At 70.2% G+C, this 12722-nt stretch carries 6 protein-coding genes; 3 read left to right on the forward strand and 3 right to left on the reverse strand.

Translation table 11 applies throughout. The features are described 5' to 3' along the window. The first annotated feature begins 4 nt into the window (after window positions 1–4). Window positions 5–3133 carry an AfsR/SARP family transcriptional regulator gene (locus ABD156_RS35215; RefSeq protein ID WP_344284151.1) on the forward strand — a complete coding sequence of 1043 codons (3129 nt, stop codon included), beginning with the start codon at window positions 5–7 and terminating at the stop codon, window positions 3131–3133. A gap of 48 nt (window positions 3134–3181) precedes the next feature. On the opposite strand, the gene ABD156_RS35220 is transcribed toward ABD156_RS35215, so the two are convergent. Beyond that, complete coding sequence (locus ABD156_RS35220) at window positions 3182–4594, reverse strand: amidase (protein ID WP_344284153.1); 1413 nt, start codon at window positions 4592–4594, stop codon at window positions 3182–3184. 111 nt (window positions 4595–4705) lie between these two features. Between ABD156_RS35220 and ABD156_RS35225 the strand changes: the two genes are divergently transcribed. Beyond that, the gene (locus ABD156_RS35225; protein ID WP_344284155.1) at window positions 4706–5671 is read left to right on the forward strand and encodes an Lrp/AsnC family transcriptional regulator; all 966 of its coding nucleotides are present in this window, start codon (window positions 4706–4708) and stop codon (window positions 5669–5671) included. Window positions 5672–5674: 3 nt separating this feature from the next. Here ABD156_RS35225 and helR read toward each other — a convergent pair whose 3' ends face one another. Together helR and ABD156_RS35235 are read right to left on the reverse strand one after the other, a co-directional pair. After that, on the reverse strand, window positions 5675–7858 hold the full coding sequence (gene helR, locus ABD156_RS35230) for an RNA polymerase recycling motor ATPase HelR (RefSeq protein ID WP_344284158.1): 2184 nt from the start codon (window positions 7856–7858) through the stop codon (window positions 5675–5677). 1127 nt (window positions 7859–8985) lie between these two features. Continuing rightward, a complete protein-coding gene (locus ABD156_RS35235; protein WP_344284161.1) occupies window positions 8986–10092 on the reverse strand; it encodes an aldo/keto reductase in 1107 nt (368 codons plus the stop codon). A 375-nt stretch (window positions 10093–10467) separates the two neighbouring features. On the opposite strand from ABD156_RS35235, the gene ABD156_RS35240 reads away from it, so the two are divergent. Then, complete coding sequence (locus ABD156_RS35240; RefSeq protein WP_344284164.1) at window positions 10468–12720, forward strand: ATP-binding cassette domain-containing protein; 2253 nt, start codon at window positions 10468–10470, stop codon at window positions 12718–12720. The last annotated feature ends 2 nt before the right edge of the window (window positions 12721–12722 follow it).

Genomic DNA, 12722 nt, shown 5'->3' on the forward strand with positions numbered 1-12722 from the left:
ATTCGTGCGATTCGGCATCCTGGGGCCCTTGGCCGTGAGCAGCGACGACGGCGAGCCGGTCCGGGTGCCTGAGGCCAAGGTCCGGACCCTGCTCGCGGTCCTTCTCGTGCACGAGGGCCGTCCGGTGTCGGCGGACCGGCTGGCGGACGACCTCTGGGGCGACCAGCTGCCCGGCAATCCGGTCAACACGCTGCAGACGAAGGTCTCGCAGCTGCGCCGCGCGCTCGAAGGCGCCGAACCTGGGCAGGGCCGTGCCCTGGTGCATCAGGCACCCGGTTACGTGCTGCGGATCGAGCCGGAGGCGCTCGACGTCGGACGGTTCCGTGCGTTGATCGCCGCGGCAAGCACGGCGGAGGACCCGCAGTCGAAGGTCACGCTGTTCACTGAGGCGCTGGCGCTATGGCGGGGTCCGGCGCTCGCCGAGTTCGCCGATGAACCCTTCGCGCAGCCGGTGATCCAGCGGCTGGAAGAGGACCGCCTTGTCGCGCAAGAAAATCTCGCCGACGCACGGCTCGCTCTGGGCGAACATGCCGCGCTCACGGCGGAGCTCGCCGACCTCGTCGGGCGGCATCCGTTGCGGGAACGGCTACGCGCCCTGCAGCTGCGCGCGCTGTACGCGGCGGGGCGGCAGAGCGAGGCGCTGGCCTCCTACGACGAGTTGCGCCGTCGTCTCGCCGACGAGCTAGGCCTGGATCCCGGTCCCGAACTCACCGCGCTGCACCGGTCGATTCTGGCGCAGGATCCGGCGCTGACCGCCGTCGTTCCACAGCTTCCGGTGCCGCTCACTGAACTGGTCGGCCGGACCGCCGCGGTGCGTGCCGTCAGCACGCTCGTCAGCGAGTCTCGGCTGGTGACGCTCACTGGGCCCGGTGGCGTCGGCAAGACCCGGCTCGCGCTGGAGACCGCGCACCGGCGCGGCGGTGACTTCGCCGCGGGAGCGTGGCTCGTGGAACTGACCGGCATGGACCGCCACGAATGCGCGCTGAGCCAGTGTCCGCCGATCGAGTGGGTGGTGGAGGCGATCGCGGCGACGCTGGGGATCCGGGACGCGGCAGTCCCGTCTCCGGCGGATCCCGTGGAACGGCTGGCCGAGTCGTTGCGGGGCAAGGAAACCCTCGTCGTCCTGGACAACTGCGAGCAGCTGATCGAGCCGGTCGCCGCGCTGACCGCACGACTGCTGGCGGCCGCGCCCGGGCTGCGGATCCTCGCCACCAGCCGGGAGCCGCTCGGGATTGCCGGGGAAACGCAGTTTCCGGTGCCGCCGCTGGACCACGACAGCGCCGCGCAGCTTTTCACCGCGCGGGTCGCGGACACCGGGTTCACTGTGGACAGTGCAGACGCGGCCGCGGTCGCGGAGATTTGCCGGAAGCTGGACGGACTGCCGCTCGCACTCGAACTCGCTGCGACTCGCGTGCGCGCGTTGGGCGTACCGGAGTTGCTGCGGCGGCTGGACGATCGGTTCCGCCTGCTCGACACCACCCGTCGCGGCGTTCCCGCCCGGCAGCAGACACTGCGCGCGATGATCGACTGGAGCTGGGAACTCCTGAGCGAGCAGGAACGCCTTGTGCTGCAACGGTTGTCGGTGCACACCGAGGATTGCGCGCTTGACGCGGCCGAGGCGGTCTGTGCTGGCGACGGCGTCGAAGAAGGCGAGGTGCTGGGTCTGCTGGCGAAGCTCGTCGACCGCTCGCTGGTCGTGCCCGCGAACAACGCGCGGTACCGGCTACTCGAATCGGTGGCGGTTTACGGTCTGGAGCGGCTGCGCGAAGCCGGTGAGGTCGAAAAGACACGGCGTCGGCACGCGGAGTATTACATCCAGCTCGCCGGTGTCGCGGACTCCGGTCTCCGCGGCCGAGACCAACGACGTTGGCTGCGGCGGCTCGACGCGGACCTGGCGAATCTTCGTGCCGCAGCGGAAAATCTGGCCGGTTGGGGGAGCGCCGACAACGCGTTGCGGCTGGCGAACCGGCTGTCCTGGTACCGGTTCCTGCGCGGCCGGATGGCCGAGGCGATGCGCTCCTTGCGCGCCGCGTCCGGCCTGCCCGGCGGCGATCCCGAGCTGCGCGCGGAAGCACAGGCGACGCTCACCGCGCTCGGTATCCTGGCTGGCGATCGGCCCGACTGGCGTCCCGTGGCCGAACAGCCGATGAGCGCCCGGGCCAAGTGGTTCATCGGCTACGCACTGTCCACAGTGGCCGATCTGCCCGGGGCCGAGCCACTGACCCTGGACGCACTCGGTGCTTTCGAAGCCTCCGACGACCGGTGGGGAATCGCTGCCGCGAGCGGCGACCGCGCGAGCCAGGTGTTGTCGAGAGGCGATATCGCGGCAGCATGGCGTTACGCCGATCGCTGCGCGGAATTGTTCGCTGAAATCGGCGACAAATGGGGTCAGCTGCAGGCGATTTTCGCGCGGGGCGCACTCAGTTCCCTTGCCGGGGACTACGCGCGCGCCGAGGCGGTCCACGTCGAAGGATTGCAGATCGCCGAGGAACTGGGCTTGTGGCCGGAAGCGTCGTACCAGCTGTCCTGGCTAGGCCGGGTAGCGTTGCTGCGCAAAGACTATATCGCCGCTCGAGAACTGCATGACCGGGCTCGCGAGGTCGCCGCGGAGCACGGCTTCACGCCGGGGGAAATGTATGCGCTGACCGGGCTGGCCCTCGGTGCCCGGCGCGAGGGCGACCTCGATCTCGCCGAGCGGCATTTGCGGACGCTGCTCGAGTGGAACAAACAGGTCGATTTCGAACCGGGGAACACGTTGATCCTCGCGGAACTCGGTTTCGTCGCCGAATTGCGCGGAGATCCGGACACTGCGTTGCGACGGCAGCAGGAAGGTCACGAGATCGCCCGCCGGGCCGGGGATCCGCGAGCGATCGCGTTGGCGTTGGAGGGGTTGGCGGGCGCGCACGCATTGGCCGGCGCGGCTCGCGAAGCCGCGCGGTTGCTGGGCGCAGCCGCGGCTTCCCGGGCTGGGGTTGGCGCACCGCTGCCCGCCGCGGAGCGGGGCGACGTGGACCGGATCACCGCCCGCGCTAGCAGCGTTCTCGGCGCGGAGGAGTTCGCGGCTGAGTTCCGCGCAGGCGGCGAACTGGGAGCGTCGCTGACGGTCCGTGAAGGGCTCCTTGAGGGAATCTGATTCCCTCAAGGAGCCCTTCACGGACCTTGTTCCGTGCGGCAAGGCGTCTCAGAAGACCGGCCGCTGGCTCCCGTACCCGGTGGCCTGCTCGAAAGCGTGCGCGGCGCGCAACAGCCCTAGCTCGCCCCGCATCGGCGCGATGATCTGCAGCCCGACCGGCCGTCCGTCCTCGGTGAACCCCGCAGGCACCGACAGCGCCGGGCAGCCGGTCGCCGAGATCGAATACGCCGAGCGCATCCACTCCAGGTAATCGTGCATCGGTTGCCCGGCAACGGTTTCCGGGTACTCCCACTCCACCGGGAACGGCGGCACCTGACTCACCGGCGCGAGCAGCAGGTCGTACTGGCTGAAGAACTCCCGCATCCCGGTGATGAGCTGCAGTTGCCGCGTCTGCGCGCTCGCGATGTCGGCACCGGAAAGGGTGGCGCCGAAAGCGATGTTGTCCTTGAGGGTCTGCTTCATTTTGTCGGGATGTTCTTCGAGCAGGCCGCTGAAACCGGCGTGGAAAAGCCAGCCGCGCAGGGTGCGGAACACCTCGTCGGCTGCGGCCAGATCCGGGCAGGCCGGTTCGACGCGACAGCCGAGATCGGCGAACGCCTTCACCGCCGGTTCGAGCACGGCGCTGACCGCGGGGTCGACCGGCAGCCCGCCCAGATCCGGCGACCACGCCACGCGCAGCCCCGCGAGGTCGGCGTCGAGCGATCCGGCGAACGGCGCGGCGGGCTGGTCGAGCGAGATCGGGTTGCGCTCGTCGTGCCCGGCGATCACCGACAGCAGCAGCGCGACGTCCGCGACCGTCCGGCCCATCGGCCCCTGCACGCCCAGCACCTCCCACGGCAGCGTCGCCGGCCAGGTCGGGACGCGTCCCGGCGACGGACGCAGGCCGACGACGTTGCAGAACGACGCCGGATTCCGCAGCGAACCGCCCATGTCGCTGCCCTCGGCGAGCGGCTGCAGGCCCGCGGCCAGCGCCGCCGCCGCGCCACCGCTGCTGCCGCCGGCGGACAGATCCCGCCGATACGGGTTGCGCGTGGCTCCGAAGACCGGGTTCATCGTGTGCGAACCGGCCCCGAACTCCGGCGCGTTCGTCTTGCCGAGCGTGATCGCGCCCGCGTTGCGGATCCGCTCGACGACGAGCGTGTCGCCGTCGGGCACGTGGTCGGCGAAAATGGGGGAGCCGTAGGTGGTGCGGACACCGGCGACGTCGTGCGTTTCCTTGTGCGCCACCGGGATCCCGTGCAGCGGACCGACCTCTTCTCCACGCGCGAGACGTTCGTCGGCGGCCGCGGCTTCGGACAGCGCGCGCTCGGCGGTGAGCGTGACGATCGCGTTGATCTGGGGGTTGACCTGCTCGATCCGGTCCAGATGGGCTTGCAGCACCTCGCGGGCGGACAGGTCGCGGGTGCGCAGCCGCCGGGCCAGTTCGCGGGCGGGCAGGTAACAGATCTCCTCGGCGCTCACTGATTGTCCTTCCTGACCCCGGTGTCCGTTCGAGACGTCAGCTTCGCCCTTGGTGCTGAAGTTGGACAAGAGCTGCTCGACAAATGACGGAATCAGCCACAGTATTGGCTGATGACCGCACGGCTGGACCCGCTCGACCGCCGGATCGCCGGCGCGCTGCAAGTCGACGGCCGCGCGTCCTGGCGGCGGATCGCCGAGGTGCTGGACGCGCCCGAGCGCACGGTGGCCCGTCGCGGGACGCACCTGCTGCGCACCGGCGTCGTGACGGTTGTCGCCGTTTCGCCGCACGGGGTGCCGCTGCTGGTCCGCGGTCGCTGCCGGGCCGGGCTCGGCCGTCCCGCGGGCACCGCGCTCGCGGGACGGCCCGAGACGAGCTTCTGCTACCTCATCACCGGACAGGGCGAACTGGTCGCCGAGATCTTCTGCGACCGCGACCGGCTGCCGACCTTCATGTTCGACGAGATGGCGGCAATCCCCGGCCTGCTCGATCTGACGGCCGATACCGTCACCCGCTACTACCGCACCATCCACGAATGGCAGCCCGGCCTGCTCAGCCCGTCCGAGACGTCGGCGATCTCCTCGCTGCCGCAGCCGACCCCGCAGCCCCGGCAGCCCGACGGCGTCGCCTTCAGCAGCGACGAACGCGCCATCGTGCGCGCGCTGCGCGAGGACGGCCGGCGGACCCACGAGGAGCTCGCCCGCGCCGCCGGGATCTCGGAATCGACCGTCCGCCGCCGGGTGGAAGCGTTGCGGCGAGAGGAAAAGGTGTTCATCCGGGCAGTGGTGGAGCCGGCCGTGCTCGGGCTGCCGGTCGAGGCGCTGCTGTGGATCCGGTGCCGCCCGCACGACGTCGACGACATCGGCCGGGCGTTGCTGGCCTCGCCGTACGTGCGGTACGCGGCGGCGATGACGGGCGAGTATCAGCTGCTGGCTGACGTGACCTTGCCCGACATCGCCGCGTTGCACGAGTTCGTCGGCAGCTCCGGATGGTCCCGGCAGGCGGATTCGGTGCATACCGGGGTGGTGCTGAAGGCGTTGAAGCGCAGCAGCGTCCTCGCTCCCGAGCTGCGCTCCTGACGGTTAGATCCGCTCTTCCAATCCGCTCAGCACCGACGGCAACGCGCCGCGGTGCAGCACGCCGAGCCGTTGCGTCGCCCGGGTAAGCGCGACGTACAGCTCGGCCGCGCCGCGCGGACCGTCCGCGAGAATCCGGTCCGGGTCCACGAGAAGCACGGCGTCGTACTCCAGCCCCTTCGTCTCGGACGCTTGCACCGCACCCGCGACGTCCGGCGGTCCGATCACGACGCTGGTCCCTTCCCGGCCCGCCTCGTCGCGGACGAATTCCTCCACTGCGGCAGGCAATTCGTCGTCGGTGACCTTCCTCGACCACGGCCGGACCCCGCACGCGCGAACCGATTCCGGCGGCTCGACCCCCGGCGCGAACTCGGCCAGCACCGCGCCCGCGACAGCCATGATTTCCGCCGGGGTGCGGTAGTTGACGGTGAGCGACCGGTAGACCCAGCGGCCCGGGACGTAGGAATCCAGCATCGTGCCCCAGTCGGTCGCCCCCGCCGCCGACCGGCGCTGCGCCAGGTCGCCGACCACGGTGAACGACCGGCTCGGGCACCGCCGCATGAGCACCCGCCAGTCCATTTCGGACAGTTCCTGGGCCTCGTCGACCACGACGTGCCGGTAGGTCCAGTCCCGGTCCGCGGCGGCGCGTTCGGCGAGGTCGCGGGTGTCGTACTCGACGAACCGCTCGGCCAGATCGGTGTCGTAGAGCAGGTGCTCCGCGGACAGGCCGATGTCCTCGTCCATCTCCTCGCGGTCGAGCCGCATGATGTCCAGCACGCCCGCCGCGTACTCGGCCTCCGCCTCGCGTTCGGCCTTGTCCTCCTTCTGCTTCGCCCGGTCCGGCGCCTTGCCCAGGAGGTCGATCAGCTCGTCCAGGAGCGGGACGTCCGACACCGTCCAGCCCTCGCCCGGCTCGCGCAGCAGCGCCTGGCTGGCGCCGGCCGCGGCGAGCCGCGCGGGGGAGGAGTACAGCGTGGTCAGCAGGCTTTCCGGAGTCAGGATCGGCCAGAGGCGGTCGATCGCCTTGACGAACGCGCTGTCGGCGAGGAGTTCCTTGACGAGCGTGGAACGGAGGTCCTCCCACTCCTCCTTGTCGTCGCGCGTGAGCCAACCGCGCCCGATGCGGGCCATGGCGCGTTCGGTGAGCACGTACGTGACGATCTCGACGAACACCGCCCGCGCCTCGTTGTGCGGCCGCCCGCTCTGCCGCGCCTCGTCGCGGGCCCACTCGGCGGTCGCCGCGTCGATGCGGACCGTGGTGTCGCGGAGTTCGATCAGGATGGGTTCCGGCGGCAGCTCCTGCCGGTCCGCGACCGCCGCTTCGAGGACGTCGAGCATCCGCAGAGATCCCTTGAACCGCGCGATTTCCGGCTCGTCCTCGGCGTTTGTCCGCAGCCCCGGAAGCAGCCCGCCCGGCGTGGTGAACACCACGTCGGACTCGCCGAGCGACGGCAGCACGCGGCCGATGTGGTTCAGGAACGACGGATTCGGCCCGAGGACGAGGACGCCGTGGCGCTCCATCCGCTCGCGCTGGGTGTAGAGCAGATACGCGACGCGGTGGAGCGCCACGACGGTTTTCCCGGTTCCCGGTCCTCCCTCGATGACCAGGACGCCAGGATGGTCGAGCCGGATGATGCGGTCCTGCTCGGCCTGGATCGTCGCGACGATGTCCCGCATCCCCTCGCCGCGCGGCGCGTTGACCGCGGCGAGCAGCGCGGCGTCGGCGTCGTTCTCCTCGTCGCTGCCGCCGCCACGCCCGAAGACCTCGTCGGTGAAGGACGTGACTCGCCGGCCGTGCGTGTGGAACTGCCGCCGTCGCCGCATGTCCTCCGGGGTGGCGGCGGTAGCGGTGTAAAACGCGCTCGACGCGGGCGCACGCCAGTCGAGAAGGACGGGTTTGTACTCGTCGTCCTGGTCGAAAAGCCCGATCCGGCCGATGTAGGAATGGTCGCCTTCGAGCGTGTCGAGCCGCCCGAAACACAACCCGGAGTCGGCGACCGACAACCGCCGCGTTTCCCTCGTGAGAGCGCGCACCTCGACGTCGCGCTCGCCCGGAGTCTCGTCGTTTCGCTTGAGGGCAGCGGTGTAGCGCGCGGCGGCCCGCTCGCGCTCGTCGTCGAGCCGCCGGTACAGACCGGCGACGTAGTCCTGTTCGGACCGCAGTTCTTCTTCGTACCCCTGAGTTGACACGTGCCCCTCGCTGCTGTTATTCTGAACCCAGATTCGGCGCGAACTTCTGATTTCTTGGTGAAGACGCGTCGATTTTTTATTGTCCACCTTCTGTCAAGTGGCGGGGTTGGGCTGGTGCTTTTCCGGCTTTTCTTGCCGGGAGTCGCGTTGCGGTGGCTGGCGGGTTGCGGTGGCTGGCGGGTTGCGGTGGCTGGCGGGTTGCGGTGGCTGGCGGGTTGCGGTGGCTGGGGGCATGCTTTCCCGAGCCGAGCCGAGCCGAGCCGAGCCGAGCCGAGCCGAGCCGAGCCGAGCCGAGCCGAGCCGAGCCGAGCCGAGCCGAGCCGAGCCGAGCCGAGCCGAGCCGAGCCGAGCCGAGCCGAGCCGTCGCGCGTGGCCGGGCGGCGGCTCGACGCGAGTCCGGGTGCCAGGTTTGCCGGATGGCCAGACGCGCCGGGGTTGGTCGGGGCTGGCTGAACCGAGCCCTCAGGTTCCTCGGATCGTGGCACAGTGGGGGAGCGGGTCGAATCGCGGCAGCCGAGCCAGGTCCGGCGCCGCACCCGGGCCATGGCGTAGCGGGCAGGGCCTTGAGCCGGGGCGACTGGGCGGGTCCAGCCGCGGTCGGCCAGGCCCCGGTGTCGCACGCTTGGCGGCGGCGTCACTCGCCTGGCAACGGCAGGCCGGCCGACGGCGAACGCTCCGGGTCACCGCGGTTGGCCGGGTGAATCGGGCCAGGCGAAGGCGGACTGGATCTGCTCGAGCCGAGCGGAGTGGGCAATTGCCAGGCGGGCCAGGCATATCCGGGCGTACTCCGCGTTGCCGAGCAGACGAGTCCCGGTCGGCTCGCGGAGTTTACGCCGCTCGTCGGTGGCGGCCGTGCGCTCGCTCCGAATGAATGGAGGCTTAAGGAGCCACGGGAACGCGCCCCCAACAGTCGCACCGGGCTCACCGCCGACGGCACAACTTCCCCGCACACCTCAACCCTTGACCTTGCCCGCAACAATCGCACGCCCGCTCCCCGCAGCTCGATTTTCGTAATCGAGCAGCGATTCTGCGGCATCCCCCGGGGCTTGCGGCAAGCCCCGGGGTGCGCTATATCTTAGAAAGGGCGAGGGAAATCATCTTTCACAATACGCGGAATCCCGCGCGGTTCACGGCTGCTTCGCCGACACCCAGTTGCGCACCACCGGCCGATAGCCCTCCGGCTTGTCGCCCACCTTCGCGCCAGGGTTGATCAGCCACGACTGGTACTCCGGCGTGAACATCCGGTACGGCCCAGCCGGCGGCACCTCGCTCGCGCGGTCCAGGGCGTCGCGCAGGCCGGCGGGCAGAGTGAAGTCGAGCGCGTGCATCGTCGCGTCCAATTGATCCGCGCTGCTCGCCCCGACGATCGCCGACGCGATGCCCGGCTGGGTCGCCACCCAGTTGATCGCGACCTGCGCCATCGTGACGTTCAGCTCGTCGGCGACCGTCTCGAGCGTCTTCAGCAGTTCCCACTGCCGCGCCGTCCAGGTCCCAGCGGCACCCTCGCCGGTCAGCCGTCCTTCGCCGCTCAGCCCAGCCGACGAACTGCGGTATTTACCGCTCAGGAACCCGCCGCCGAGCGGGCTCCACGCGGTGATTCCCAGGCCCAGCTCCTGCCCTGCTGGGACGTGCTCGGTCTCGATCGTCCGCTCGATCAGCGAATACGGCAGCTGAAGGCTGATCATCGGCGGCAGTGAATGCGCGTCGGCGAGAGTCTGCGCGCGGCTCGCGTACCACGCGGGCACGTCGGACAGCCCGGCGTACCGGATCTTCCCCGCCCGCACCAGATCGTCGAACGTCCGCAGCACTTCCTCGACCGGCGTGATCCGGTCCCAGGTGTGCAGCAGGAACAGGTCGAGATAATCGGTGCCCAGCCGGCGCAGCGACGCCTCCACCGACCGGATCATGTGCTTGCGGCTGTTGCCGCCCGCGTTCGGATCGCCCGGGTCGACGCTGTTGGTGAACTTCGACGTCAGCACCAGCCGGTCCCGTTCGCCCGTCTCGGCGATGAACTTGCCGAGCAGCCGCTCGCTCTCCCCGGCTGTGTAGAAGTCCGCAGTGTCGACGAAATTGCCGCCTTCCTCGACGTACTTGCGAAAGATCGGCCGCGCCTGTTCCTCGGACTTCCCGTAGGCGGCGTGGAACCCGTCGGTGCCGAAATTCATCGTGCCGAGCGCGAGCCTGCTGACCCGCAATCCGGACCGGCCGAGCAGGTAATACTGGTCAAGAGACATCGGGGTCACCGCTCCGTTCCCGAAAACACGCGCGGGCCGCGCCCGCCTGGCTCGGCCAGGGTGCCTTCGGAAAAATGGACCAGCAAGTCCAGAAACTGGTGGAGGGCGCCGGGTGGGCGGAAACGGTTGGGCTGGCCGCGAACAAGCTGGCCTAGCCGCGACCCAGCGAACCTCGCCCTGCCCCGTCGCTACTTGCCCAGCTGCGGCCTGTCCGACCACGACCCGTCGACCCGTGGGTCGCCCAGCCGATCTGTGCCTCACCCGGTCGCGGCCCGCTGTCCCTGCTAGCCGAGCCGTGCCTCACCCGGCTCGCCCCGCCCCAGAGCAGCTCAACCCACCCCACCCGAACCCCCGCCGGGACGTAGGCTGCGGGACATGCCGTCGAACATGATCAGCCTCCGCGGGGTGCGCACGCACAACCTCGCCGACGTGGACGTCGACATTCCCAAGCACCAGCTGGTCGCGGTCACCGGCGTTTCCGGGTCCGGCAAATCGTCGCTGGCGTTCGCGACGCTCGCGGCCGAGTCGCGGCGGCAGTTGTACTCGACGATGCCCGCGTTCGTGCGGACCAAACTGCCGCACGATCCGGCTCCCGAGGCCAGTTCGCTGAGCGGGCTGACGACCGTCGTCGTGGTGGATCAGCGGCCGCTCGGCACGAATTCGCGGTCGACGGTCGGCACCGCCACCGAGGTGTGGACGATGCTGCGGATGTTGTTCTCCCGCCTGGGCGAACCGTCCGCGGGGTATTCGCCCGCCTACTCGTTCAACGATCCGTCCGGCATGTGCCCGGCTTGCGCGGGGCTCGGCACGGTCACCGACATCGACGGCGAGCGGATGATCGACCGCGGCCGTTCGCTCAACGACGGGGCGATGGTCTTCCCCAGCTTCGCGGTCGACAGCTGGATCTGGAAGCGCTATGTCTACTCGGGATTTTTCGACAACGATCTGCCGTTGCGGGAGTGGCCTGAGGAACTGGTGCAGTTCCTGCTGCACGGGCCGACGCAGAAGCCGCCGAATCCGTTGCCTCGCTTTCCGGCCAGCGCGAAATACCAGTCGATGGTGCCGCGGATCCGGCGGCTGCTCGTCGAACGCGAGGCCAAGATGGGGCCGGCGGTGCGGGCGGCGCTCGCCGACGTGACCCGGCAACGGCCGTGTCCGGACTGCGGCGGCAGCAGGCTCGCGCCGGCCGCTCGGGAGAGCCGGATCAACGGAGTGTCCATTGTGGACCTCGGGTATCGCGACGCGGCCGGATTGCTGGAATTCTGCGCCGGGCTCGAGCACGAGTGGGCGCGTCCGCTGGTGGCGGCGCTGCGGTTGCGGCTGGAATCGATGATCACGCTCGGCCTCGGCCACCTGCACTGCTACCGCGCGACGCCGACGTTGTCCGGCGGCGAATCGCAGCGGCTGAAACTGGTGCGCCACTTGGGATCGAGCCTCACCGACCTCACGTACGTGCTCGACGAGCCGACGGACGGGCTGCATCCGGCCGACGTCGCGTCCCTCGTTGATGTACTCCGGCGGTTGCGTGATCATGGCAACACGGTGCTGGTGGTGGATCACCACGAAGCGGTGATGGTCGCAGCGGACCACGTGATCGACCTGGGGCCGGGAGCGGGGGAAGCTGGCGGACGCGTGGTGTTCCACGGTCCGCCGGCGGAGCTGCGGAAGGCGGACACGACGACCGCGCGGGCGTTGCGCACGGGCGTCCGGCTCAAGGACACGCTGCGGGAACCGACCGGCTGGCTGCCGTTGCGCGGGCTGGACCGGCACACGCTGCGCGACATCGACGTCGATGTGCCGACCGGCGTGCTCACGGTGATCACCGGGGTGGCCGGGTCCGGGAAGTCGACGCTGGCGGGCGAACTCGCCGAGCGGCACCCGCGGTTCACGGTGGTCGATCAGAGCCAGATCGTCGCGACGTCGCGATCGACGGTCGGCACCTGGCTCGGGCTGGCCGACCCGGTGCAGCGCGCGTTCGCGGAGGTGAGCGGGGAGTCGCCGAAGCTGTTCAACCCGCGTTCGCAGGGCGGGTGCCCGGCGTGTCGAGGCACCGGCGTCCGGCGGACGGACCTGGCGTTCCTGGAGGATGTCGACACGCCGTGCGAGGAGTGCGACGCGACCGGATTCCGTGCTGAGGCGCTGGAAACGCGGCTCGAAGGGCGGACGGTGCTGGAGGTGCTGGGCACGCCGATGTCGGCGCTGGCCCGGTACGTGCCGCATCCGGACGTGGTCCGGCTGGCCGCGCTGCTCGGCGAACTGGGGCTCGGGCACCTGGCGAGCGGCCGCACGCTCGACACGCTCTCCGGCGGCGAGCGGCAACGGCTGAAACTCGCCCGGCAGCTCGACTCGACCAGCGACGACCTGCTCGTCGACGAACCCACCGCGGGCCTGCATCCCAGCGACACCACGCGGATGGTGGCGCTGCTGGACCGGCTCGTCGACGAAGGCCGGACGCTCGTCGTGGTCGAGCATTCGCTGCACGTGGTCGCCGCCGCGGACTGGGTGCTCGACCTCGGCCCCGGCGCGGGCGAGAACGGCGGCCAGGTGCTCTACACCGGCACGCCGAAGGGACTCGCCGAGCACGACGGCGCGACGGGGCGGTATTTCCGGGCGGCGCTCGGCGGATAGCG

The sequence above is a fragment of the Amycolatopsis albidoflavus genome (genome assembly GCF_039525725.1).
Lineage (GTDB): Bacteria > Actinomycetota > Actinomycetes > Mycobacteriales > Pseudonocardiaceae > Amycolatopsis > Amycolatopsis albidoflava.

Coding starts and splice junctions, on each gene's coding strand:
- ABD156_RS35225 (WP_344284155.1), top strand. CDS start 4,706: ATGACCGCACGGCTGGACCCGCTCGACCGCCGGATCGCCGGCGCGCTG.
- ABD156_RS35240 (WP_344284164.1), top strand. CDS start 10,468: ATGCCGTCGAACATGATCAGCCTCCGCGGGGTGCGCACGCACAACCTC.
- ABD156_RS35235 (WP_344284161.1), bottom strand. CDS start 10,092: ATGTCTCTTGACCAGTATTACCTGCTCGGCCGGTCCGGATTGCGGGTC.